General features: G+C 55.9%; 22 protein-coding genes. 10 read left to right on the forward strand and 12 right to left on the reverse strand.

Annotated elements, in window-relative coordinates:
- Window positions 1-173 precede the first annotated feature (173 nt).
- The 3 genes from fdhF (at window position 174) to ACWKXX_RS19240 (ending at window position 3,591) form a co-directional block, all read left to right on the forward strand.
- The gene (gene fdhF / locus ACWKXX_RS19230) at window positions 174-2,321 is read left to right on the forward strand and encodes a formate dehydrogenase subunit alpha (RefSeq protein ID WP_080024796.1); all 2,148 of its coding nucleotides are present in this window, start codon (window positions 174-176) and stop codon (window positions 2,319-2,321) included.
- Between the two features lie 321 nt (window positions 2,322-2,642).
- Window positions 2,643-2,795: a Hok/Gef family protein gene (locus ACWKXX_RS19235; RefSeq protein WP_022646767.1), complete on the forward strand. Its 153-nt coding sequence runs from the start codon at window positions 2,643-2,645 to the stop codon at window positions 2,793-2,795.
- A 121-nt stretch (window positions 2,796-2,916) separates the two neighbouring features.
- Window positions 2,917-3,591, forward strand: coding sequence for a tetratricopeptide repeat protein (locus ACWKXX_RS19240; RefSeq protein WP_015570200.1), 675 nt, complete (start codon window positions 2,917-2,919; stop codon window positions 3,589-3,591).
- An 80-nt stretch (window positions 3,592-3,671) separates the two neighbouring features.
- On the opposite strand, the gene gltP is transcribed toward ACWKXX_RS19240, so the two are convergent.
- On the reverse strand, window positions 3,672-4,985 hold the full coding sequence (gene gltP / locus ACWKXX_RS19245; protein ID WP_015570199.1) for a glutamate/aspartate:proton symporter GltP: 1,314 nt from the start codon (window positions 4,983-4,985) through the stop codon (window positions 3,672-3,674).
- 423 nt (window positions 4,986-5,408) lie between these two features.
- Between gltP and acs the strand changes: the two genes are divergently transcribed.
- From acs to actP, 3 genes are all read left to right on the forward strand, one after another.
- A complete protein-coding gene (gene acs / locus ACWKXX_RS19250) occupies window positions 5,409-7,367 on the forward strand; it encodes an acetate--CoA ligase (RefSeq protein ID WP_015570198.1) in 1,959 nt (652 codons plus the stop codon).
- Window positions 7,368-7,499: 132 nt separating this feature from the next.
- Window positions 7,500-7,814: a DUF485 domain-containing protein gene (locus ACWKXX_RS19255; RefSeq protein ID WP_017382635.1), complete on the forward strand. Its 315-nt coding sequence runs from the start codon at window positions 7,500-7,502 to the stop codon at window positions 7,812-7,814.
- Entirely contained in the window at window positions 7,811-9,460 is a 1,650-nt protein-coding gene (actP, locus tag ACWKXX_RS19260; RefSeq protein ID WP_261665801.1) for a cation/acetate symporter ActP, read from the forward strand. The genes ACWKXX_RS19255 and actP overlap by 4 nt, the downstream gene beginning before the upstream one ends.
- Before the next feature lie 33 nt (window positions 9,461-9,493).
- Here actP and ACWKXX_RS19265 read toward each other — a convergent pair whose 3' ends face one another.
- Together ACWKXX_RS19265 and ACWKXX_RS19270 are read right to left on the reverse strand one after the other, a co-directional pair.
- Window positions 9,494-10,183 carry an LrgB family protein gene (locus ACWKXX_RS19265; RefSeq protein ID WP_015570195.1) on the reverse strand — a complete coding sequence of 230 codons (690 nt, stop codon included), beginning with the start codon at window positions 10,181-10,183 and terminating at the stop codon, window positions 9,494-9,496.
- Window positions 10,176-10,586 (reverse strand): CidA/LrgA family protein, encoded by a 411-nt coding sequence (locus ACWKXX_RS19270; protein ID WP_014882160.1) that lies wholly within the window; start codon window positions 10,584-10,586, stop codon window positions 10,176-10,178. Before ACWKXX_RS19270 ends, ACWKXX_RS19265 begins: the two co-directional genes overlap by 8 nt.
- Before the next feature lie 102 nt (window positions 10,587-10,688).
- Between ACWKXX_RS19270 and ACWKXX_RS19275 the strand changes: the two genes are divergently transcribed.
- Window positions 10,689-11,576, forward strand: coding sequence for a LysR family transcriptional regulator (locus ACWKXX_RS19275; protein WP_180243890.1), 888 nt, complete (start codon window positions 10,689-10,691; stop codon window positions 11,574-11,576).
- A 75-nt stretch (window positions 11,577-11,651) separates the two neighbouring features.
- On the opposite strand, the gene ACWKXX_RS19280 is transcribed toward ACWKXX_RS19275, so the two are convergent.
- From ACWKXX_RS19280 to soxR, 4 genes are all read right to left on the reverse strand, one after another.
- Window positions 11,652-13,298 (reverse strand): Na+/H+ antiporter, encoded by a 1,647-nt coding sequence (locus tag ACWKXX_RS19280; RefSeq protein ID WP_003860270.1) that lies wholly within the window; start codon window positions 13,296-13,298, stop codon window positions 11,652-11,654.
- A gap of 152 nt (window positions 13,299-13,450) precedes the next feature.
- Window positions 13,451-14,800, reverse strand: coding sequence for a guanine/hypoxanthine transporter GhxP (ghxP, locus tag ACWKXX_RS19285; protein WP_023295766.1), 1,350 nt, complete (start codon window positions 14,798-14,800; stop codon window positions 13,451-13,453).
- 297 nt (window positions 14,801-15,097) lie between these two features.
- On the reverse strand, window positions 15,098-15,769 hold the full coding sequence (locus tag ACWKXX_RS19290; protein ID WP_017694715.1) for a glutathione S-transferase family protein: 672 nt from the start codon (window positions 15,767-15,769) through the stop codon (window positions 15,098-15,100).
- A gap of 356 nt (window positions 15,770-16,125) precedes the next feature.
- Window positions 16,126-16,584, reverse strand: a complete 459-nt coding sequence (gene soxR / locus ACWKXX_RS19295) for a redox-sensitive transcriptional activator SoxR (RefSeq protein ID WP_003860275.1) — start codon at window positions 16,582-16,584, stop codon at window positions 16,126-16,128.
- Window positions 16,585-16,682: 98 nt separating this feature from the next.
- Between soxR and soxS the strand changes: the two genes are divergently transcribed.
- A complete protein-coding gene (gene soxS / locus ACWKXX_RS19300; protein WP_003860277.1) occupies window positions 16,683-17,009 on the forward strand; it encodes a superoxide response transcriptional regulator SoxS in 327 nt (108 codons plus the stop codon).
- Window positions 17,010-17,015: 6 nt separating this feature from the next.
- On the opposite strand, the gene ACWKXX_RS19305 is transcribed toward soxS, so the two are convergent.
- Entirely contained in the window at window positions 17,016-18,581 is a 1,566-nt protein-coding gene (locus ACWKXX_RS19305; RefSeq protein ID WP_032103689.1) for an EAL domain-containing protein, read from the reverse strand.
- A 265-nt stretch (window positions 18,582-18,846) separates the two neighbouring features.
- Window positions 18,847-20,247: a sensor domain-containing diguanylate cyclase gene (locus ACWKXX_RS19310; RefSeq protein WP_214604856.1), complete on the reverse strand. Its 1,401-nt coding sequence runs from the start codon at window positions 20,245-20,247 to the stop codon at window positions 18,847-18,849.
- 444 nt (window positions 20,248-20,691) lie between these two features.
- On the opposite strand from ACWKXX_RS19310, the gene ACWKXX_RS19315 reads away from it, so the two are divergent.
- Window positions 20,692-20,973, forward strand: a complete 282-nt coding sequence (locus tag ACWKXX_RS19315) for a YjcB family protein (RefSeq protein ID WP_003860282.1) — start codon at window positions 20,692-20,694, stop codon at window positions 20,971-20,973.
- A gap of 61 nt (window positions 20,974-21,034) precedes the next feature.
- Here ACWKXX_RS19315 and ssb1 read toward each other — a convergent pair whose 3' ends face one another.
- The gene (gene ssb1 / locus ACWKXX_RS19320) at window positions 21,035-21,565 is read right to left on the reverse strand and encodes a single-stranded DNA-binding protein SSB1 (protein ID WP_006177466.1); all 531 of its coding nucleotides are present in this window, start codon (window positions 21,563-21,565) and stop codon (window positions 21,035-21,037) included.
- 251 nt (window positions 21,566-21,816) lie between these two features.
- On the opposite strand from ssb1, the gene uvrA reads away from it, so the two are divergent.
- The gene (gene uvrA / locus ACWKXX_RS19325; RefSeq protein ID WP_058700828.1) at window positions 21,817-24,639 is read left to right on the forward strand and encodes an excinuclease ABC subunit UvrA; all 2,823 of its coding nucleotides are present in this window, start codon (window positions 21,817-21,819) and stop codon (window positions 24,637-24,639) included.
- A 3-nt stretch (window positions 24,640-24,642) separates the two neighbouring features.
- Here uvrA and ACWKXX_RS19330 read toward each other — a convergent pair whose 3' ends face one another.
- Complete coding sequence (locus ACWKXX_RS19330; protein ID WP_032620552.1) at window positions 24,643-24,996, reverse strand: MmcQ/YjbR family DNA-binding protein; 354 nt, start codon at window positions 24,994-24,996, stop codon at window positions 24,643-24,645.
- A gap of 2 nt (window positions 24,997-24,998) precedes the next feature.
- Window positions 24,999-25,415 (reverse strand): secondary thiamine-phosphate synthase enzyme YjbQ, encoded by a 417-nt coding sequence (locus ACWKXX_RS19335; RefSeq protein ID WP_017382627.1) that lies wholly within the window; start codon window positions 25,413-25,415, stop codon window positions 24,999-25,001.
- Window positions 25,416-25,525 lie beyond the last annotated feature (110 nt).

The raw sequence follows: 25,525 nt of genomic DNA on the forward strand, positions 1-25,525 counted from the left end.
TTCAATCCATGTCACATCCCCTGCCCTTTCGACACGTCAATTTTGACGATTGGCTGTTTTTCGTCAGGGTTTTGCCCCGCAAAGGGCCGTAAAGTCAGGAAATACCCATAGTAAAAACATGGCATAGAAGCTGCATATTGGGCAGGTAAGAACTGTTTAACTGGAGCAAAGTGATGAAAAAAGTCGTCACGGTTTGCCCTTATTGTGCCTCAGGTTGCAAGATCCACCTGGTGGTCGATAACGGCAAAATCGTCCGGGCGGAAGCGGCGCAGGGTAAAACCAATCAGGGCACGCTGTGCCTGAAAGGGTACTACGGCTGGGATTTTATTAACGATACCCAAATCCTCACGCCGCGCCTGAAAACCCCTATGATCCGCCGCGAGCGCGGCGGCAAGCTGGAAGCCGTCTCCTGGAATGAAGCGCTGGATTACGTCGCCACGCGCCTCAGCGCCATCAAGGCCAAGTATGGCCCGGATGCGATTCAGACCACCGGCTCCTCACGCGGAACCGGGAATGAAACCAACTATGTGATGCAAAAATTCGCGCGCGCCGTTATTGGTACCAATAACGTCGACTGCTGCGCTCGCGTCTGACACGGCCCATCGGTTGCAGGTCTGCACCAGTCGGTCGGTAACGGCGCAATGAGTAATGCCATCAATGAGATAGATAACACCGATCTGGTGTTCATCTTCGGCTATAACCCAGCGGATTCTCACCCTATCGTCGCGAATCACGTTATTCGCGCCAAACAGAACGGGGCGAAAATCATCGTCTGCGATCCGCGTAAAATTGAAACCGCGCGCATTGCGGATATGCACATCGCACTGAAAAACGGCTCGAACATCGCGCTGTTGAATGCGATGGGGCATGTCATTATTGAGGAGAACCTCTACGACCAGGCGTTTGTCGCGAGCCGTACGGAAGGGTTTGAAGAGTATCGCAAGATTGTCGAAGGCTATACGCCGGAGTCAGTAGAGGCGATAACCGGCGTCAGCGCGCAGGAGATCCGCCAGGCGGCGCGGATGTACGCCGGAGCGAAAACCGCCGCCATTCTGTGGGGCATGGGCGTGACCCAGTTCTACCAGGGCGTGGAAACCGTGCGCTCGCTCACCAGCCTCGCCATGCTGACCGGCAATCTGGGTAAAGCGCATGTGGGCGTGAACCCGGTGCGTGGTCAGAATAACGTGCAGGGTGCGTGTGATATGGGCGCGCTGCCGGACACCTATCCGGGCTACCAGTACGTGAAGTTCCCGGAAAACCGCGAGAAGTTTGCGAAGGCCTGGGGCGTGGAAAGTCTGCCGGCACACACCGGATACCGCATCAGCGAGCTGCCGCACCGCGCGGCTCACGGTGAAGTACGTGCGGCCTACATCATGGGTGAAGATCCGCTCCAGACCGACGCCGAACTGTCCGCGGTGCGCAAAGGCTTTGAGGATCTGGAGCTGGTGATTGTTCAGGATATCTTTATGACCAAAACCGCGGCGGCGGCGGATGTGATTCTCCCGTCGACCTCCTGGGGCGAGCATGAAGGTGTCTATACGGCGGCAGACCGCGGCTTCCAGCGCTTCTTCAAGGCCGTCGAGCCGAAGTGGGATCTGAAAACAGACTGGCAAATCATCAGCGAAATCGCCACCCGCATGGGCTACCCGATGCACTACAACAACACCCAGGAGATCTGGGACGAGTTGCGGCATCTGTGTCCGGACTTTTATGGGGCAACCTATGAAAAAATGGGTGAGCTGGGCTACATCCAGTGGCCGTGCCGGGATGAGTCAGAATCCGATCAGGGGACGTCATACCTCTTTAAAGAGAAGTTCGACACCCCGAACGGGCTGGCGCAGTTCTTCACCTGCGACTGGGTCGCGCCGATCGATAAGCTCACCGACGAGTATCCGATGGTGCTCTCCACCGTGCGTGAAGTGGGCCACTACTCCTGCCGCTCCATGACCGGCAACTGCGCCGCGCTGGCGGCGCTGGCGGATGAACCGGGCTACGCGCAGATCAACACCGCCGATGCCGAACGGCTCGGTATTGAAGATGAAGCGCTGGTGTGGGTGAACTCGCGTAAGGGCCGCATCATTACCCGCGCGCAGGTCAGCGACCGTCCGAACAAAGGGGCAGTCTATATGACCTACCAGTGGTGGATTGGCGCCTGTAACGAGCTGGTGACGGAGAACTTAAGCCCGATAACCAAAACGCCGGAGTATAAATACTGCGCCGTAAACGTGGAGCCCATTGCGGATCAACACGCTGCGGAACAGTATGTGATCGACGAATATAACAAGCTGAAAGCCCGCCTGCGTGAAAGCGCAATGGGATGAAGCCGTAAATTAATCACTGACTAAATGGGGTGAGATATTCACCCCATTATTATTTCTGGCATCGCTATTAATTACATCTATATATATTTCTGAAGACGTCTCGCAGAAAAAATGTAATTTGCGCGAAAATTAATTACATCTTTGCATTTTAATTCAGAGGGATAAGATATGCGGCGGGTGCTTAAGACTTTCTGTCTTGAGCATTGTTGAGGGACAGAAAGTGGAAAGCCCCGGGAAATTTGCATTTACCCGAGGCTACCCCTCAACCCCCAACAGGTTGAGAGTAGCCTCTTATTCTTTTTTTCACAAGGAGTAAAAGGCATGACGCCATTAAAAACTGCGTTAGGCATCGTCTTTATTATTTGCCTGACGATAGTGATCTTTACCTTTATTACTCGCGGTAACTTATGTGAGTTTTCAATAAAGAGTGAACATCAGGAGGTGGCGGCGAAATTAGCCTGTAACGCAGGCTAACCTCTTCGGGCGGAACGCGTGTTCCGCCCGGCTTGTGGGATGCTGAGGTCTTAACGCACCCGTTTTTTTCTTCTGTCGCCGCGATTATACTGCGCGGCGTGTACCCAGATGATAAGAATCCATGAAAACCCTTTTTCTGATGTTGTTATTTTTAACCGCGTTTGCCCATGCCGATGAGATAGGCAGCCAGTATAAAAAGCAGGCTGAAGCGGGCGATGCGCGCGCGCAGTATTATCTTGCCGATACCTGGTTCAGTTCCGGCGACAGCGCGCAGGCGGCGCTGTGGGCGGAAAAAGCGGCAAAAGGCGGTGATGTCGACGCCATGGCGCTGCTGTCGCAAATCCACTTTTCGCAGGGTGACTATGCGCAGGCTAAAGCCCTGGCCCAGCAGGCAAACATTGCGGGCAGCAAACGCGGCGCGATCATGCTGGCGCGGGTGCTGGTGAACACGCAGGCGGGCAAAACCGACTACCCGCAGGCCATCGCACTGCTGCAATCGGCGACCGAAGACATCGATAGCGACTCGGCGGTAGACGCGCAACAGCTGCTGGGGCTGATCTATGCCAACGGCGTTGAAGTTCCTCAGGATGACGTGCAGGCCGCATCGTGGTTCAAGCGGAGTTCGGCTCTGTCCCGGACGGGCTATGCGGAGTACTGGGCAGGAATGCTGTTCAGGCAGGGTGAGAAAGGCTTTATCACACCGAATAAACAGAAAGCGCTTTACTGGTTAAACCTGAGCTGTACCGAAGGGTTTGATACCGGGTGTGAAGAGTTTGATGCGTTGAGCGGGGAATAACGTGCCGGGTGGCGGCTTCGCCTTACCCGGCCTACAAAACCTGTAGGCCCGGTAAGCGCAGCGCCACCGGGCTTAGAATGTTACTGGTCAGCCGTTTTATCAAAACGACCCAGCACCTCGCGTTCATACGCCAGCGCTTTTTTACGGTCGAACTTGTGTTCCCACTTGGAGATTACCAGCACCGCCAGCGCATTACCCACCACGTTCAGCGCAGTACGCGCCATGTCGAGGATACGGTCCACACCGGCAATAAACGCCAGGCCTTCCAGCGGAATACCGACGCTGCCCAGCGTCGCCAGCAGCACCACGAAGGAAACGCCCGGCACGCCTGCGATGCCTTTTGAAGTCACCATCAGCGTCAGAACCAGCACGATCTCCTGCCACAGCGACAGGTCAATGCCGTACAGCTGCGCGATAAAGATTGCCGCAATACTCTGATACAGCGTCGAACCATCCAGGTTAAAGGAGTAGCCCGTTGGCACCACGAAGCTGGTAATGGACGCCGGCGCACCGTAGGCCTCCATCTTCTCAATGATACGCGGCAGCACGCTCTCGGAGCTTGCCGTGGAGTAGGCCAGAATCAGCTCATCCTTCAGGATGCGGATCAGGATCCAGATGCTGAGCCCGCACAGGCGCGCCACAATGCCCAGCACTACCAGCGCGAAGAACAGAATCGCGAAGTGCACCAGAATCACCAGCTTCGCCAGCGGCCACAGGGAGGCAAAGCCGAAGTTCGCTACGGTCACCGCAATCAGCGCGAATACCCCGACCGGCGCATAGCGCATCACCATGTGGGTGACTTTGAACATGGTTTCGGAGACAGATCGGAACACGGTGACCAGCGGTTCACGGTGCGTCGCGGGCAGGGAAGAAAGCCCCAGACCAAAGAGTACCGAGAAGAAGATGATCGGCAGCATCTCGCCCTTCGCCATGGACGCGATAATGTTGGTCGGCACCAGCGAGAGAATAGTCCCCATCAGTCCATGCGAATGGCTCTGCACATCGGCGGTTGTGCTTTGGTATTTCGAAATATCCACCGTCGCCAGCTGTGACATATCGATCCCGGCACCAGGCTGGAACACATTCGCAAGGGTGATGCCAAGAACGATGGCAACCGTGGTGATCACTTCGAAATAGAGAATAGTTTTAACGCCGATGCGGCCTAACTGTTTCGCATCACCGACACCCGCGATACCGACCACCAGCGTCGAGATCACAATCGGCACAACAATCATCTTGATCAGATGAATAAAGATATCGCCCGCAGGGGAGAGAAGGTTCGCAATCAGCCACTCGCGGCTGTCGCTATGATAATGGAGGTAACTGCCCAGCAAGATGCCCAGCACAAGGGCCAGCAGGATCTGCCAGGCCAGGCTGACTTTCAAATTTTTCATAGAAACTGACTTCCTCAATGAAATCTCCGTACCATCAAAACTGCATGAATATGGAGACATACTGAAAGGGTATGAATTGTGTTGCGTTGGTTTATGGGATTTTTTAACGCGCCGTATGAGTATCATTTGCACGGCATGCTGCGCAAGCCTTAAAGAACAAGGCATTTCACTGCAAAAAGTGTCATTGACGGCAATTTATAGCAATTCGCATAAATAACCATTTGTTATACAAAATATTTTCACTTCAAAAAAGTGAATAATTCTTCAGGTGAATTATTTCCCTTCAAAGTTTCATTCGCTCAATTTTCATACTCTTCAGACATTGCGTGATCTGTCGCCCAAATACTAAACAAAGCTTGTAAAGTCCCTACTATTAACGTTTTTGCGACATATTATTAACATCTTACAAGGAGAAAAAAAGCCATGAGCCAAATACACAAACACGACATTCCCGCAAACATTGCGGACCGTTGCCTGATAAGCCCGGAGCAATACCAGGAGAAATACCAGCAGTCCGTTTCCAGCCCTGACGCGTTCTGGGGTGAGCAGGGCCACATCCTCGACTGGATCAAACCTTATCAGAAGGTAAAGAACACCTCTTTCGCGCCGGGCAACGTCTCCATTAAATGGTATGAAGACGGCACGCTGAACCTGGCGGCGAACTGCCTGGACCGCCATCTTGCTGAACGCGGCAACGAAACGGCCATCATCTGGGAAGGCGACGATGCCTCTCAGAGTAAACACATCTCGTATAAAGAACTTCATCGCGACGTGTGCCGCTTTGCCAACGTGCTGCTGGCCCAGGGCATTAAAAAAGGCGATGTGGTGGCGATCTATATGCCAATGGTGCCGGAAGCCGCCGTGGCTATGCTGGCCTGCGCGCGCATCGGTGCGATCCACTCCGTTATCTTCGGCGGTTTCTCGCCGGAGGCGGTTGCCGGGCGTATTGTCGACTCAAATTCGAAGCTGGTGATCACCGCTGACGAGGGCGTGCGCGCCGGGCGCGGTATTCCGCTGAAGAAAAACGTTGATGAAGCGCTGAAAAACCCGAACGTGAAATCCATCAGTAACGTCATTGTCTTCAAACGCACGGGCGGCAAAATCGACTGGCACGAGGGGCGCGACCTGTGGTGGAGCGATCTGATTGAAAACGCGAGCGACCAGCATCAGCCTGAAGAGATGAACGCGGAAGATCCGCTGTTTATCCTGTATACCTCCGGCTCCACCGGTAAGCCGAAAGGCGTACTGCATACCACCGGCGGCTATCTGGTTTACGCGGCCACCACCTTTAAATACGTTTTCGACTACCATCCGGGCGACATCTACTGGTGTACCGCCGACGTGGGCTGGGTGACCGGTCACAGCTACCTGCTGTACGGCCCGCTGGCCTGCGGCGCAACGACGCTGATGTTTGAAGGCGTACCGAACTGGCCGACCCCGGCGCGTATGTGCCAGGTGGTTGATAAGCATCAGGTCAACATTCTCTACACCGCGCCAACGGCGATCCGAGCGCTGATGGCGGAAGGCGATAAAGCCATCGAAGGGACCGACCGCTCTTCCCTGCGTATCCTCGGCTCCGTGGGCGAGCCGATCAACCCCGAAGCCTGGGAGTGGTACTGGAAGAAGATCGGCAACGAGAAGTGCCCGGTGATGGATACCTGGTGGCAGACCGAAACCGGCGGCTTCATGATCACCCCGATGCCGGGCGCCACACAGCTGAAAGCCGGTTCGGCCACCCGTCCGTTCTTCGGCGTGCAGCCTGCGCTGGTGGATAACGAAGGCAATCCGCAGGAAGGCGCTACCGAGGGCAACCTGGTGATCGTCGATTCCTGGCCTGGCCAGGCGCGTACCCTGTTCGGCGACCATGAGCGCTTCGAGCAGACCTACTTCTCGACCTTCAAAAACATGTACTTCAGCGGCGACGGCGCGCGCCGGGATGAAGACGGTTATTACTGGATCACCGGACGCGTGGACGACGTGCTGAACGTCTCCGGCCACCGTCTGGGCACGGCGGAGATTGAGTCTGCGCTGGTGTCGCATCCGAAAATTGCCGAAGCGGCGGTTGTCGGCATTCCTCACAACATCAAAGGCCAGGCGATCTACGCCTACGTCACTCTGAACCACGGCGAAGAGCCGTCGCCAGAGCTGTATACCGAGGTGCGCAACTGGGTGCGTAAAGAGATCGGCCCGCTTGCCACGCCGGACGTGCTGCACTGGACCGACTCGCTGCCGAAAACCCGTTCCGGCAAGATTATGCGCCGTATCCTGCGCAAAATCGCGGCGGGCGACACCAGTAACCTCGGTGATACCTCAACGCTGGCCGATCCTGGCGTGGTGGACAAACTGCTCGAAGAGAAGCAGGCCATCGCAATGCCTTCCTAGTGTTTCTCCCTCTCCCCGTGGGAGAGGGCCGGGGTGAGGGCATCAGACCGCACCTTCCTCCTCTCACCCTAACCCTCTCCCCACAGGGGAGAGGGGATAAAACAAACCAACCTTACTTCTGGAGACTCTGTGATGAATAACGATATTTGTCAGCAGATAGAGAATAGTGCGCACTACAGGGAGCTCGTCGAAAAACGGCAACGGTTTGCCTTCATCCTTTCCATCATCATGCTGATTATCTACGTCGGCTTTATTCTGCTGATCGCCTTTGCGCCGCACTGGCTGGGCACCCCGCTGCATGAGGGTACCAGCGTCACGCGCGGTATTCCGATTGGGATTGGCGTGATCATCATTTCGTTTGTGCTCACGGGTGTGTACGTCTGGCGTGCGAACGGTGAATTCGATCGTCTTAACAGAGAAGTTCTGCGCGAGGTAAAAGCATCATGAAGCGAGTCCTGACGGCGCTAGCCGCCACACTTCCCTTTGCTGCCCATGCGGCAGATGCCCTTACCGGCGAGGTTCAGCGCCAGCCAACCAACTGGCAGGCGATTATCATGTTCCTGATTTTCGTGGTGCTGACGCTGTATATCACCTACTGGGCGTCGAAACGCGTACGCTCCCGTAACGATTACTACACCGCGGGCGGCAATATTACCGGCTTCCAGAACGGGCTGGCGATCGCGGGGGACTTTATGTCCGCCGCCTCGTTCCTTGGGATCTCCGCGCTGGTGTATACCTCAGGGTATGACGGCCTGATCTACTCCCTCGGGTTCCTGGTGGGCTGGCCAATCATTCTGTTCCTGATTGCCGAGCGCCTGCGTAACCTGGGGCGCTATACCTTTGCTGACGTCGCCTCCTATCGCCTGAAGCAGGCGCCGATTCGTACCCTCTCCGCCTGCGGTTCGCTGGTGGTGGTGGCACTCTATCTGATCGCCCAGATGGTCGGCGCGGGCAAACTGATCGAGCTGCTGTTCGGCCTGAACTACCACGTCGCGGTGGTGCTGGTCGGCGTGCTGATGGTGATGTACGTCCTGTTCGGCGGCATGCTAGCCACCACCTGGGTACAGATCATCAAAGCGGTACTACTGCTGTTCGGCGCCAGCTTTATGGCCTTTATGGTGATGAAGCACGTCGGGTTCAGCTTCAATAATCTGTTTACCGAAGCGATGGCGGTCCACCCGAAAGGGGAAGCGATCATGAGCCCGGGCGGGCTGGTGAAAGATCCGATATCCGCGCTCTCGCTCGGTCTCGGCCTGATGTTCGGTACCGCTGGCCTGCCGCATATCCTGATGCGTTTCTTCACGGTGTCAGATGCGCGTGAAGCGCGTAAAAGCGTGTTCTACGCCACCGGGTTTATGGGCTACTTCTACATTCTGACCTTTATCATCGGCTTCGGCGCAATCATGCTGGTGGGGGCAAACCCGGCGTTTAAAGACGCGGCGGGCGCGCTTATCGGCGGTAACAACATGGCGGCGGTGCATCTGGCCGACGCGGTGGGCGGCAACCTGTTCCTCGGCTTTATCTCTGCCGTGGCCTTTGCCACCATCCTCGCGGTGGTTGCAGGGCTGACGCTGGCCGGTGCGTCTGCGGTATCGCATGACCTCTACGCCAACGTCTTCCGCAAAGGCGCGAGCGAGCGCGATGAGCTGAAAGTCTCCAAAATCACCGTGCTGGTGCTGGGCGTCGTCGCCATCCTGCTGGGGATTTTGTTCGAGAAACAGAACATCGCCTTTATGGTCGGGCTGGCCTTCTCGATTGCGGCAAGCTGTAACTTCCCGATCATTCTGCTCTCCATGTACTGGTCAAAACTGACCACCCGTGGGGCGATGATTGGCGGCTGGCTGGGCCTGCTGACGGCGGTGATTCTGATGATCCTCGGCCCGACCATCTGGGTGCAGATCCTCGGTCACGAAAGCGCTATCTTCCCGTATGAATACCCGGCGCTGTTCTCCATTGCCGTGGCGTTTATCGGGATCTGGATCTTCTCTGCCACCGATAATTCACCGGAGGGTAACCTGGAGCGTGAAAAATTCCGCGCCCAGTTTATCCGCTCGCAAACCGGCCTGGGCGTTGAGCAGGGCCGCGCGCACTAAGCCTTTTCTCCCCGGTCGCTCTGGCCGGGGAGCTTAAAACATCACCCACGCCACCAGCGGCGCAATCAGCACCATCGTGACGCCCGAAAGCATCATCACCAGGCTCGCGACCACGCCCTCCTGCTGTCCCAGCTCATACGAACGTGCCGTCCCCGCCCCGTGCGACGCCGCGCCAAACCCCGCGCCTTTCGCCATCCCTTCGCGAATGGAAAGCCGCAGAAACAGCACATCCCCCACTGCCATGCCGAAGACGCCCGTCACCACCACAAACAGCGCCACCAGATCCGGCTGGCCACCGAGCGGTTTGGCGGCTGCCAGCGCAAACGGCGTGGTCACCGAACGCACCGCCAGGCTGCGCTGGATTTCATCCGACAGGGTAAACAACCGCGCCAGCCAGACCGAACTGCACACCGCCACCACCGTCGCGGTGACGACACCCGCGCTGAGCGACATCCAGTGGCGTCTGATAATGGCGAGGTTGTCATAAACGGGTACGGCGAAGGCGATGGTCGCCGGGCCGAGCAGCCACAGCAGCCAGTGGGATTCGCCAATGTAGTTCTGCCAGGAGATATGGCCGAAGACCAGCATCAGCACCAGCAGGATCGGCGTAAAGACCAGCGGCATCAGCGGCAGCGCGCGAAAGCGGCGATACAGGCGCTTGTTGGCAAAGTAGATGACGACTGTCGCAATCAGGCACAGCACGCTTATCTGAAAGTTAGTCATGCTTCTGCCTGCTGATTTCAAAGCGATACACTTTATCCACCACCCAGGCGGTGGCGCCCAGCACCATCAGCGTGCTCAGGGCGATAACCGCAAAGATGCGCCAGCCGTCGACCATCAGCAGCTGGGCATAGTTCACCACCGCCACCACGGCCGGCACAAAGAACAACAGCATCTCCGCCAGCAGCCAGCGTGCGCCGGCCCGCACCCAGCTAAGGGGCAACGCGCGACAGAGGATCAGCGTCAGCATCAGCACCATCCCCACCAGGTTGGCGGGTAAAGGCAGATGCAGCCAGTCGACAAGATATTCCGCGAAAACAAACAGTCCCGCGTAGAGCAGTACCTGAACCGGTACCTGGAGTCGTTGCACAACGGCAGGCGTAACACGGCTTAACGCCACGGCCATGGGGGTTTTCCTCAGAAATGAGACGAGGCGCCAGTATAGTGAGCGTACGGTATCGACTGAAATGAATTAAAATCATCGAAGGTATAGTTTCGAGGAATAATCATGGACATAAGAACGCTGCGCTATTTTGTCGAGGTGGTTCGCCAGCAAAGTTTTACCCGCGCAGCGGAGAAGTTATTCGTAACCCAGCCAACCATCAGCAAGATGCTGAAAAACCTCGAAGATGAGCTGAACTGTACCCTGCTGATCCGCGACGGGCGCAAGCTGCTGCTGACCGATACCGGTCGCGTGGTGTTCGAGCGCGGGCTGGCAATTCTGGCGGAGTTCCGCCAGCTTGAGGCCGAGCTTGGGGACATCAACCATCTGACAAAAGGGCTGCTGCGGCTCGGCATTCCGCCGATGGTCGGCATGATGATGGCCGGGCCGATAAGCCTGTTTCGCCAGCGCTATCCCGGCGTTGAGCTAAAAATTTCTGAATTTGGCGGCCTGACCGTGCAGCAGGCGGTGATGAACGGCGAACTGGACGTGGCCATGACCGCCCTTCCCGTGGAGGAGGAAAGCGGCCTGGCGACGCTGCCGCTGTTCAGCCACCCGCTGTGCGTGCTGGTGCCGCGCTCCGGCGACTGGCTGAAGATTGAATCAGTAAAACCCGAGCTGCTCGGCGAACACCCGCTGCTGATTTACAACGAAGATTTCGCCTTAAGCCGCCAGCTGATGGCGTTGTTTAACCAGCACAACGTGAAGCCTCGCATTGCGGTGCGCAGCGGCCAGTGGGATTTTCTGGCGGCGATGGTACAGGCGGGCGTGGGGATTGCCATTCTGCCGCAGCCGATCTGCGAGCGGCTGGATAAAAATACGCTGCGCTGGATCCCGCTGGAGAGCGACCTGCACTGGCAGCTGGGGATGATCTGGCGTGAAGGGGTCTATCTGTCGCACAGCGCACAGGCGTGGTTGCAATGCTGTGAGGGGTTTTGGGCCCCCTCACCCTAACCCTCTCCCACAGGGAGAGGGAACCGATCGAGCACGTAGGCCCGGTAAGCGCAGCGCCACCGGGCAATTACAGCGCTACTGATTCTCTATCAACAACGCTTCCAGCAGGTCCAGATCGTGCAGCAGCTTTTGCAGCGTCTCGTTGCTGATCTGCCGCGTCGCGCGCAGGTGATACAGCTCGGCACGCTCGGAGCGCAGCGCCGCCAGGCGGAAACGGCGTTCGAGGTTCTCTTCCTGCAACGAACTTTCCACGTCGTTACGTCCGTCAGCACGGCGACGCAAATTACCGATCACGCGTGAACTGACTTCCTTCAGCAGCTGGTTATCAATGTTCTCTTCGGCATCGGCGGCCAGACGCTCCTCCATCTTCTCGATGGCGACAATCGCCACTTCCGCCGTCGCCGCACGGGCAATCCGCTCTTCTTTGTGCTGCTGCGAGGAGTCCCCCGCGTCAATATGTTGCAGCAGAATCGGCAGCATAATCACGCCGACAAACAGCGAGAAGAGGATCACGCCCGCCGCCAGGAACACCAGCTCGTAGCGCGCCGGGAAGACGTCGCCCGTCGGCAGCAGCAGAGGAATGGAAAGCACACCAGCAAGGGTGATCGCCCCGCGAACGCCCGCGAAAGAGGCAATCAGCAGCTCGCGCGTGGTCCACGAGCCGAACTCCATCGGCTTTTTGGTCAGGAAGCGAACGCTGAATTTCTTCATCGTCCACAGCCAGCCGAAACGCACCAGCATCAGCGCAAGGTAGATGAGCACGATATCGGTAAACAGCATCCAGACTTCAACGTTTGGATCCGCTTCGGCCGCAATCAGCGAGGATTCCATAATGCCCGGCAGTTGCAGGCCCAACAGCAGGAACACCATGCCGTTAAACACAAACTCGAGCATGGCCCATGTACTGTTCGCACGCAGGCGCATCGCCAGCGGCGCGCGGCGCATTACGCCGGAGCGGGTGATGGTCATCCCCGCGGCTACCGCCGCCAGAATACCCGACACGCCGATGTGTTCGGCGATCAGGTAAGAGGCAAACGGCAGCAGGAACAGCAGGACGATCTGCGTCGCCGGTTCATCACCACCCCAGCGGCTAAGGAAGCGCAGCGAGCGTCCGTACAGCCAGCTCACTACGAAGCCCGCGAGGATACCGCCAATCGCCACCTTGAAGAATTCCAGGGTCGCGCCGCCGACGGTAAAGACCATGGTGCCCATGGCAACCGCCACGGCAAACTTCAGGGCGACCAGGCCAGAGGCGTCGTTCATCAGCGCCTCGCCCTGCAAAATGCCCATGATTTTCTTTGGAATGCGCCCTTCGCCCACAATGCCGGACAGCGCCACGGCGTCGGTAGGCGACAGCACGGCGGCCAGCGCAAAGGCGGGTATGAGCGGGATCCCCGGTACGGCCCAGTAGATCAGAAAACCAATCCCGACCACGGTGACCACCACCAGCGCCAGCGCCAGGCCGAAGATCTCTCGCCCGTGCTCCAGAAATTCGCGCGTCGGCGTTTTCCAGCCATCGGCAAACAGCAGCGGCGGGATGAACAGCACGAGGAACAGTTCCGGATCGAACTCCACGTGCAGACCGAACGTCGGCCACGCCAGCAGCGCACCGATAGCTATTTGCATTAAAGGCAGGGGGACCTGGAAGGGCAGTACGCGTGTAACCACCCCGGATAATGAGACCACAAGGGTCATGATGAGTATTGTGAAGAAAATTTCCATGCGTTCCCTGTTTGCTGTGTTTCTTATATGCCAAACCTGAGGCGTCGTGCCTCTTATTCTATCCTCTCCAGAGTAACGTAAAAGGCAACAGGATGAGTCCTGAAAATAAAAACGGGCGGCCTGAGCCACCCGTTTTCGCATAAAAAGTCAATTCAGATGGCCCAGCCGCCCGCGTAAAACGCCACCAGCGCAACGGCGATGACCACGGTACCGATGTTCAGCTTACGCCACTCACCGGAGACCAGACGCCCAATCACCAGCGAGGCGAAACCGATCATAATGCCGGTCACGATGTTACAGGTCAGCACGATGAATACCGCAGTGATCAGGCCTGACATGGCATCAACAAAATCCGCGAAATCGATTTTCGCCACGTTGCTCAGCATCAGCAGGCCGACGTACATCAGCGCAGGTGCGGTCGCGTAAGCCGGCACCAGATAAGAGAGCGGAGAGAGGAACAGGATCAGCAGGAACAGCACGCCAACGGTGATGGCCGTCAGGCCGGTTTTACCGCCTGCCGCCGTACCCGCTGCGGACTCAATGTACACCGCCGCAGGCGCCGCACCCACCAGGCCAGAGAAAACGCTGCTCAGGGAGTCGGTGGTCAGCGCTTTGCCGCCGTCAATAATCTGTCCGTCTTTATCCAGCAGGTTAGCCTGACCGGCCACCGCGCGGATGGTGCCCGTGGCATCAAACACCGCGGTCATTACCAGCGCCAGCACGCTTGGCAGGATCACCGGGTTCAGCGCGCCCACAATATCCAGGCTGCCAATCAGGGAGTTACCGTTGTCATCGCTCAGCGACGGCATGGCGAAAATCCCGGAGAAATGAACGGTCGGGTCGAAGATCAGGCCGACGATGGACACGCCGATAATGGTCAGCAGAATGCCGCCCGGCACTTTCAGTTTTTCCAGGCCAATGATCACCGCCAGACCCACCAGCGACATGATCACCGGGAAGCTCGCGAAGTTACCCAGCGCAACCGGCAGGCCGTCCAGCGGGTTCTTGATGACCAGACCCACGCCGTTGGCAGCGATCAGCAGCAGGAACAGGCCAATACCGATGCCGGTGCCGTGCGCCACGCCCTGCGGCAGGTTGCGCAAAATCCAGCTACGAATGCCGGTTGCTGAAATTACGGTGAACAGCACGCCCATCAGGAACACGGCGCCGAGCGCTACCGGGACGCTGATATGCTGGCCCAGCACCAGGCTGAAGGCGGTAAACGCGGTCAGGGAGATGGCGCACCCGATCGCCAGCGGCAGGTTCGCCCACAGGCCCATCACAATCGAACCCACACCCGCAACCAGGCAGGTGGCAACGAAGACCGCCGCTGGCGGGAAGCCCGCTTTGCCGAGCATGCCTGGCACCACGATGACGGAGTACACCATCGCCAGAAACGTGGTCAGACCGGCAACAACTTCCTGGCGCACGGTGCTGCCGCGAGCAGAAATTTTAAACATGGCGTCAAGTGAACCGCCGGTACGCGCAGATGGCGTAGACATAGAAAACATCCCCTGAAAATTTTTATTGAAAGTCCGTAAGCGTGGTGGAGACTCCACTGCCAGCGAAACGTCAAATCCTTGTGCTGCGTTTGCGACGAAAGGGGCGTCACAAAAAAAGCAAACGTTTAGCTCCGCGCTTACAAAACGGGTGGTCAAATGTAGGCAAACGATTATCTAGCCTAATACCCGCCCTTTTCAACTGAACTTTCTCGTTTTTCGCTAAAATTGCCTCATGACGATGAAGAATTAAGCAGAGGATGCGCAAACGTTATCGTCCATGCGCAATTTCGTTACATTTCATCCCTCGCCGGGGATTGTCAGCGGGCCGCCTTTCGCAAGCGTTGTCTGCCAGCCCGGACGTGCCTCCACTCTCTGTTTCCACGCCGCTATGTGGTCGAGATTGTCAATGCCGCCTCTCGCCAGCAGGGCGAAGAGGGGAAAACTCATCTGGATATCAGCCATGGTCAGCGTGTCGCCGGCAAACCAGCTGTTTTCGGCAAGATGATCGTTAATAAAGCGCGCATGCGTTTCCAGCTGGCGGTTGAGATACGCTTTTTGCACCCCCTGCCCCAGCGCCTTACCCAGCGTGCGCAGGCCAAACGGGACGGGTGGTTTGCCGAGGCTGTTAAACACCAGCTTCATTAACAGTAGCGGCATCAAAGACCCTTCGGCGTAATGCAGCCAGAAGCGATACTGCACTTTATGGGCGGGATCTAACGGTTTGAATCGTGACGCCGAATCGTACGTTTCCTGAAGATATTCCAGAATCGCGCCTGATTCGGCCAGCACCAGTCCGTTATCTTCCAGTACCGGGGATTTCCCCAGCGGATGCACTTTTTTGAGCGAATCAGGTGCAAGCATGGATTTTTCGCGCTGGTAGCGCACAATCTCATACGTCAGACCCAGCTCTTCCAGCGCCCAGAGGACGCGATGTGAACGAGACTGATTAAGGTGGTGGACCGTTAGCATGATGTTCTCCGGTGATTCATACTTTTTAACTATAGAAAACTGAACAACTTCACGAAAAAAATTTGGCTAAAATCTCACCGTCTCCGGTGGCAAAAACGGCGGCCGGGCATAGAATTAAAGTGTCAGTACAAACCGGAACCTCCTCCACAAGCTCGACACGAGGGGTACTGATGTCGGGGGAAACCCTCCCGTGAGCCAGCGGGATAGAGAGAAAGACAAAGACCGGAAAAAACTAAAGCGCCCTTAGTGGCGCTTTAGTTCTTTATGCTTGTTGCCGGGTGGCGGCTGCGCCTTACCCGGCCTGCAAAACCGAGAGCGTAGGCCGGGTAAGCGAAGCGTCACCCGGCAAACACCTCTCAATCCTCCTCCAGCAACCGCGCCCCTGTTCCCTGCTCGCCCAGCCTGTCACCCGGGTTACGCAGCGGACAATCGCTGCGTGATAAACACCCGCAACCAATGCAGCCGTCCAGCTCATCGCGCAGGGCCACCAGCGTGTGAATACGACGATCCAGCTCTTCTCGCCACTGGGACGACAGCTGCTTCCACTCCTTCGCGCTCAGCGAGTGCCCTTCCGGCAATACGCCGAACGCGTCACCGATGGTGGCCAGAGGAATGCCGATACGTTGCGCAATTTTGATGATCGCCACGTAGCGGAGCACATCGCGGGTGTAGCGCCGCTGGTTTCCGGCGTTACGGATACTTTTTATTAACCCTTTGCTTTCATAGAAGTGGAGTGCCGACACCGCCACACCGCTTCGCTTAGCCACTTCACCGGGGGTTAACAGCGCTTTGATGCGCGGTAATCTCTTTTCCATAAAACCTCTTTACCTCAAGTTAACTTGAGGAATTATACTCCCCCGCAGAGAAAACGACGAATCAACCAGGACAGATGTCTCCACAGAGGGGTAACCTTATGTCGCATCAGCAAATTATTCAGACACTTATTGAATGGATTGATGAACATATCGACCAGCCGTTGAACATTGATGTGGTCGCTAAGAAGTCGGGCTATTCGAAATGGTATTTACAGAGAATGTTCCGCACCGTAATGCATCAAACGCTGGGTGATTACATTCGCCAGCGCAGGCTCCTGCTGGCGGCGCAGGCGTTACGCTCAACGCAGCGGCCCATTTTTGATATCGCAATGGATCTGGGCTATGTGTCGCAGCAGACCTTTTCCCGCGTCTTCCGCCGCGAGTTTGACCGTACGCCGAGCGACTACCGCCATCAGCTCAATTAATGCGTGTTAACGCAAGGGTTGCTGCTGCCAGGCCATAAATGCCTGGGGCGGCATCGCTTTCGCGAAGTGCCATCCCTGACAATACTGCACGCCACGCTTCAGCAACCAGCTCACCTGCTCCCCCGTCTCGACCCCTTCCGCAATGGTTTTCAGCCGCAGGCTTTGCGCCATCTCAATGATGTGCTCGGCAATCAGGTGGCTGGTGCTGTTGGTGGTTAAGGTATCGATAAAGGATTTGTCGATTTTCAGGATATCGACGTTCAGCGAATAGAGGTTATGCAGGTTAGAGTAGCCGGTTCCGAAATCATCAATCGCCACTTCATACCCCGCCTGGCGAAACGCCTGAATGACCGGCGTGGTTTTCGGCACGTCAATAAACCCCCGCTCCGTCACCTCAATTTTGATTTGCTGCGCGCGAACCGAGTAAAAGCGGGCTTTGTCGGAGATCAGGGCGATAAGACGCGAAGAGTGAAAATCCGACGCCGACAGGTTAATCGAGACATACAGATCGGGATGAGCGGCAAGAAAATGGCCCAGATCGCTGAACACCTCCTCCACGACGTAATCCGTAATGCGCTCAATCATCCCCTCTTTTTCTGCCAGGGGAATAAATTCCGCCGGGCTCATAACCTGACCGTTGAATCCAGGCCAGCGCAACAACGCCTCTGCCCCCACGCACTGGTTATTTTTAATATCAATAATGGGCTGATAATGGACGCACAGCTGGCGTTTATTCAGCGCCCGGTGCAGAAGTCGGCCAGGCGAATTGAATTCACGGTGTGTACGCGACCACACCAGCAGAATAATAATGCTGCAAATTATCCCCAGCGGTAGCGTCAGGGTAGCCTGATGATAAAGCGTTTTATAAAAACGGGCGCTGGAGGTTGAAACGATGGCCGCAATCGGCCGCTGCCCGGATTTCACGATCGTATAAAAACGGTCACCTTTCTGAAAAGTCGTTTCCTGATGTCGAAGCATCGAATGCAATAAAGAAATATTGGCTTTCTGGCTTACAGAAAAGAATGCATTGCTGACGGTGTCATACACCCCCCACGACAGGGAACGATCGTCTGACATCACCTCACTGTACGAAAGCGGGTTGACCACTGCGACATAATTTCCGCGCTGCATATATATCATTTTATAACCATCAAAAAATGGCGTATCGCGAAAATAATAGATAGCAACGTCGGGTTTACGTGTGTAATTGGCAGCGGGAATGGTGTAAGGATGATCCGGCGTAAAAAGGGTCGAGCAGAGAAACGCCTGGCCTTCAGCATAAATTAAATCGGCAACAAAAAGACGACCGCGGGAAACGTTCAACATATATTGACGATGCTCCGGCGTACACACTTTTCCCTGATATTTTTCCGCGTCTTCCCGGGCCAGATCAACCTGTTGAATAACCCGTTCAGTTTTGTTTAAAGCAAGTTCAGCAAACGTGCGCAGCTGGGCGCTGATTTCCGACACGGCTCTAAGCTGGGCAAACCATAGCGCAAGCATCACCGGCAGCATAACTACCATGATAATCCCGACCACTTTGAGCATGTTGCGCAGCGCGCTACGATTCATTTCCCGCTCTGTATCCCTGCATGTTGTACGCCTGTAGCAATGAAGACCGGCTGCTTTGATAAACAGGTGATTACGTTGCATGAATCATGGGAAGTTAGCAACTGACTTTTGGTATTAAAAATCCTAAAATTCGTGATGCCGATAATATTTTCCCGTAAGCCAAACTAAAAGTATTCATTTCGTTTCTGATAAGGAAAATAATTACCCGCGACAGGTGTGGAAAATTCGCTGGCTGAAATAGCCTGCTCTTTGTTCTTATGCTGATTTATAAATAATCAGACGCCAGGACCGTTTTTCCTCTTCCCGTACGCTTGGCGTCATATAATGCCTTATCGGCACGCATCAGTATGGCAGAAGTATCCCGTTGCCCCTGACAGACTTCAACCACCCCGGCGCTGAAAGAGAGTACCAGCGTTTTATCGCCCACACGCAGCGGTTTTGAGATCAGCGCGGCACGCAGCCGGGAAGAGAGCAACGTAGCGGCCATACCATCCGTGTGCGCCAGCAGAAGAACAAACTCTTCGCCCCCCACCCGTCCCAGCGCCGACCCGGCCGGGCTCACCTCGCGAATACGGTCGCAAAAGTGGATCAATGCCGCATCGCCAACCTGATGTCCCCACCGATCGTTGATCTGCTTGAAATAATCGAGATCGAACATCAGGAGACAGAAGTGGCTACTGACATCCTGCGGCGAACTGGCTGCCAGCGCTATTTTGAGACGCTGTAAGATTGTCGAGCGATTCAGACAGCCCGTCAGATCGTCCGTGGTGGCTTTGACGGTCAGCTGCTGTTCTGCTTTTTTACGTTCGGTGATATCCAGGCCAATGTTGAGAATGGAGTTATCCGGCAAAAGGATGTTTGACCAGAGAATGGTTAACTGCGTCCCGTCTTTACGCACCGGGTGCCATTCGTACATATCCTTAAGTGGTGCGAAACGAACCGACTCCTGCACGCGCTGTCGCTCCTCAGGATCCGGGTAAAACAGGGCCAGCGGATCGGGGTGCTCGCCGATTTCGGTCATACTCCAGCCAAAGACTTTTTCGCATTCGGCATTCCACAATACACACCGGTTATGCCTGTCAAAGGCGTTCATTAATACCGGAGCACGTTCAAATAAGGTTTTATATTGCGTGACGACGCGCTGCATTTCCTGCGCCGTTTTTTCCCGCACGATGATGTCATCAAAATAATCTTTTAGCTTCTCAACCAATACCACCATGATATTTTTCAGTATCGGCAACGAGGTCAGTTTTTCATTAAAAGCCAAAAAGAAATAACCACTGCACTGTCTGCCATGCGCTGAGAGTTTACACAGTACGCCGCTTTGCAGCCGCGCATAGCCCGGGTGCTGAGGGGAAAATACCGCCCGGCCAATATGCTCTTTCCAGTAGATCACCCGCCAGGCGCGGTGATGGCGCTGCAACAGGGTGCTGGCAAGAAAATCCGCCACGTTGAAGGCGTGACACGTCACGTCGCCGGCACAAACCACGCGCGGCCCGTCTGCGGACTCGACACTGACCCACGAGAGATTTGCCCCCAGTGCGCTGTTGATGATTTCCAGCATTTCAACCGGCGAACATTGCGCGTTGAGTTGCGGCATCAGCTTCGCCAGGGCGTGCAGCGCCTGCATGCTGTCGTTAATAATCTCGCGTCTTTTTTCTTTCATTATCTTTTCGCAGGTCATTAATCGAGAGAGCAACCGCAATAATTCATATCTGAATAAAAGAATAAGACCACGAAATCAAAGAGCATGCTGAGTGTAAAACAAAGAATACAAAATCCAAAAAAGTCAATTAATTCAATGCGATGAATTATTTTTTGCGGGTACATTTATTGTTCCACACAAGCATAATCCATAGATATACTGCTGTAAACGCTATACAGCCGATGGCGTTTTGCAAAGGTTTTACTATCTGGATGAAATAAAAATAAAAATTCCGACCAGACGTCGTTCTGAGCGACGACGATATATTTTCCCCGGCAATAATCCCACTTTTACCTCACGCGGATACTGGCGAATAAAACAGCAAATGTGATATAGTTCACACATCTTATGTAACGAGAAACATTGTTTCATTCCAGTTCGTCTGTTTTGTCGAGGATGGGTTTTATGGCAACCATTACCACCAGCATGGTGCTCCTGCGCTGGCCGTTGTTGAGCGCGGTTTTGATGTTCCTGGCCAGCACGTTAAACATTCAGTTTCGAAAGTCCGACTACGCAGGTCTTGCTGTGATTAGCACCCTGTTAGGGTTGGGCGCCGCATGCTGGTTCGCGACAGGTTTGCTTGGCATTACGCTGGTAGACATTGCCGCCGTCTGGGAAAACATTAAAGTGGTGATGGTTGAAGCCATGAGCCACACTCCGCCAGACTGGCCGATGGTGATTACCTGATAGCCTGTTATAAAAAAACCCAGACATTGTCTGGGTTTTTTGTTTTTCACGCGTCTGGATATCAGAACGGGATATCGTCGTCGAAATCCATTGGCGGTTCGTTAGACGGTGCCGGAGCAGACTGCTGCTGCGGACGGGACTGCGCGCCGCCGCTGAACTGGTTGCCGCCCTGAGGCTGCTGAGGCTGACCCCAACCACCCTGCTGCTGATTCTGACCGCCACCTGCCGGTGCGCCACCGCCCTGACGGCCACCCAGCATTTGCATGGTGCCGCCCACATTCACCACCACTTCCGTGGTGTACTTCTCAGCGCCGGATTGGTCGGTCCATTTGCGGGTACGCAGCTGGCCTTCGATATAGACCTGAGAACCTTTACGCAGATACTCACCGGCCACTTCGGCCAGTTTGCCAAACAGCACAACGCGGTGCCATTCGGTCTGCTCTTTCATTTCTCCGGTCGCTTTATCACGCCAGGATTCGGAAGTAGCCAGCGTAATGTTGGCAACTGCGCCACCACTCGGCATGTAGCGTACTTCCGGGTCCTGGCCCAGATTACCGACGAGAATCACCTTGTTTACGCCTCTGCTGGCCATGTTCGTGTCTCCTGAATACGTTTCTTAATAGTGTAAACGCGCGAGTGTACCATTTCCATGCTGCACTTTGATAGTTGCGTAGCACGTTCCAGAGTTCTCCCGCGAACTCGACATTGTTACACAGTGAATCAGAAAATGCATTCCAATACTGTATATTCAAACAGGTCATTTTGTGTCATAATTAGCCGTTTCTGACAGCCGTTTGTCCTTCAAACAAATCAGGCAATCCGTGTTCCAACCGGGAAAGGTGAATGGATAAGATCGAAGTTCGGGGCGCCCGCACCCATAATCTCAAGAATATCAACCTCATAATCCCTCGCGACAAACTCATCGTCGTGACCGGGCTTTCGGGGTCTGGCAAATCCTCACTGGCTTTCGACACTTTGTATGCCGAAGGACAGCGTCGTTACGTTGAATCGCTCTCGGCGTACGCGCGTCAGTTCCTGTCGCTGATGGAAAAACCGGATGTCGACCACATTGAAGGGTTGTCCCCTGCTATCTCCATTGAGCAGAAATCCACATCGCATAACCCGCGCTCCACGGTCGGTACCATTACCGAAATCCATGACTACCTGCGTCTGCTGTATGCGCGCGTGGGCGAGCCGCGCTGCCCGGATCACGATGTCCCGCTGGCGGCACAAACCGTGAGCCAGATGGTGGATAACGTGCTGTCGCAGCCGGAAGGCAAACGCCTGATGCTGCTGGCGCCGATCATTAAAGAGCGTAAGGGCGAGCACACCAAAACGCTGGAGAACCTGGCAAGCCAGGGCTATATCCGCGCCCGTATCGACGGTGAAGTGTGTGACCTGTCGGATCCGCCAAAGCTGGAGCTGCAAAAGAAACACACCATCGAAGTGGTGATTGACCGCTTTAAGGTACGTGAAGATCTCGCCACGCGTCTGGCGGAGTCCTTTGAAACGGCGCTGGAACTGTCGGGCGGCACGGCCGTGGTCTCCGATATGGACGACCCGAAAGCGGAAGAGCTGCTCTTCTCCGCCAACTTCGCCTGTCCGATTTGCGGCTACAGCATGCGCGAGCTGGAACCGCGCCTGTTCTCGTTCAACAACCCGGCGGGCGCGTGCCCGACCTGTGACGGCCTGGGCGTTCAGCAGTATTTCGACCCGGACCGTGTGATCCAAAACCCGGAACTGTCGCTGGCGGGTGGCGCTATTCGCGGCTGGGATAAGCGTAATTTTTACTACTTCCAGATGCTGAAATCGCTGGCTGAGCACTATAAGTTCGACGTTGAAGCTCCGTGGGCCAGCCTGAGCGCGAACGTACATAAAGTGATCCTGTTCGGTTCCGGCAAAGAGAATATTGAGTTCAAGTACATGAACGATCGCGGTGACACTTCCGTGCGTCGCCACCCGTTCGAAGGGGTGTTGCACAACATGGAGCGCCGCTACAAAGAGACCGAATCCAGCGCGGTGCGTGAGGAGCTGGCGAAGTTCATCAGCAACCGCTCCTGCGCCACCTGCGAGGGTACACGTCTGCGTCGCGAAGCGCGTCACGTGTTTGTCGAAAACACGGCACTGCCGACCATCTCAGACATGAGCATCGGCCACGCGATGGACTTCTTCAACAACCTGAAGCTCTCCGGACAGCGCGCGAAAATCGCTGAAAAAGTGCTGAAAGAGATCGGCGATCGCCTCAAGTTCCTCGTGAACGTCGGTCTGAACTACCTGACGCTTTCCCGCTCGGCTGAAACGCTGTCCGGCGGTGAAGCCCAGCGTATCCGTCTGGCGAGCCAGATTGGCGCGGGCTTAGTCGGCGTGATGTACGTGCTGGATGAGCCGTCTATCGGCCTGCACCAGCGCGACAACGAACGCCTGCTCGGCACGCTGGTTCACCTGCGTAACCTCGGCAACACGGTAATCGTGGTCGAGCACGACGAAGATGCGATCCGCGCCGCGGACCACGTGATCGACATCGGCCCGGGCGCAGGCGTACACGGCGGCCAGGTGGTCGCGGAAGGGACGCTGAAAGACATCATGGCGGTGCCTGAATCGCTGACCGGCCAGTACATGAGCGGCAAGCGCAAAATTGAAGTGCCGAAACAGCGCGTGGCGGCGAACCCGGAAAAAGTGCTGAAGCTGACCGGCGCGCGCGGCAACAACCTGAAGGACGTGACCCTGACGCTGCCTGTCGGGCTGTTTACCTGCATCACCGGCGTGTCCGGTTCCGGTAAATCGACGCTGATCAACGATACGCTGTTCCCGATTGCGCAGACGGCGCTGAACGGCGCGACGCTGGCCGAGCCTGCGCCGTACCGCGACATTCAGGGGCTGGAGCATTTCGACAAGGTTATCGACATCGATCAGAGCCCGATTGGCCGTACGCCGCGTTCCAACCCGGCGACCTATACTGGCGTCTTTACGCCCGTACGTGAACTCTTTGCCGGCGTGCCGGAATCACGTTCGCGCGGGTATACGCCAGGCCGTTTCAGCTTTAACGTGCGCGGCGGCCGCTGTGAAGCGTGCCAGGGCGACGGCGTAATCAAGGTTGAGATGCACTTCCTGCCGGATATCTACGTGCCGTGCGACCAGTGCAAAGGTAAGCGTTATAACCGCGAAACGCTGGAGATTAAGTACAAAGGCAAGACCATCCACGAAGTGCTGGATATGACCATCGAAGAGGCGCGCGAGTTCTTTGACGCCGTCCCTGCGCTGGCGCGTAAGCTGCAAACCCTCATGGATGTGGGTCTGACCTATATTCGTCTGGGGCAGTCAGCGACAACGCTGTCCGGCGGTGAAGCGCAGCGCGTGAAGCTGGCGCGTGAGCTGTCCAAACGCGGTACCGGTCAGACGCTGTATATTCTGGATGAGCCGACCACCGGCCTGCACTTTGCGGATATCCAGCAGCTGCTGGACGTGCTGCACCAGCTGCGCGATCAGGGCAACACCATCGTGGTGATTGAGCACAACCTGGACGTGATTAAAACCGCTGACTGGATTGTCGATCTCGGCCCGGAAGGCGGCAGCGGCGGCGGTGAAATCCTCGTCTCCGGTACGCCAGAGACCGTTGCAGAGTGCGAAGCCTCGCACACCGCGCGCTTCCTCAAACCGTTGCTGTAATCGTCACACGGAGAGCTGCTGTCGGATCGTTTCCGGCAGCAGTTCAACCGCCTGTATATACGACGCATCCACCAGGTAGTAAATTTGCGAATCTGGCAGCGAGCCGTCGAGAAACACCGTACTCCAGTGCGCTTTATTCAGATGCTTACTTGGCCTGACATCATCGTGCTGCTGGCGCAGTAAGTCGGCCAGTTCCGGACTGGTTTTCAGTGATGCCGCAGGCCGCGCATCCACCTCTTTCACCATCGCGAACAGCACATCACCCACTTTGATCTGCGTGGCTTTCCAGTCGCTGTGAACGCTTTGTTCCGCACCCGGCTTGCTCATGCAGTACTGAAGTATCTCCGAAATTGTCATCTTTATTCCCCTTGTAGCGTTGCGATAATTTTACGCGAACCACCGTGAATGCGATGTTCTCCCAGCCAGATCCCCTGCCACGTTCCCAGCTGTAGCCGTCCGTTGTGGACCGGCAGCATCAGCGAGACGCCCAGCAAAGAGGATTTGATGTGCGAAGGCATATCGTCCGCCCCCTCGTAATCATGCTCATACGGGGCGTTATCCGGGACGCTCTTCAGAAAATGGTGCTCCATGTCGGACCGGACGGTGGGATCGCAATTTTCATTGAGCGTGAGAGAGGCGGACGTGTGCTGAAGCAGCAGATGCAGTAAACCCGTTTTGACGCGCGACAGGTCGCGGATTTGCCCGATGACTTCGTCCGTCACAAGGTGAAATCCGCGTGGTTTAGCGCTTAAGGTCAGGGTCTGTTGGTACCACATGTGCTGCTCCATTATGAAAGGTGAATCTTTCTAAGTGTGCAGCAAGAAAGCGAAAGGTAAAACCCGCGCAGCGAGATTTGATTAAAAAAGCATTCACCCCGCCGTTAATG

Source organism: Enterobacter sp. UPMP2061 (genome assembly GCF_053709615.1).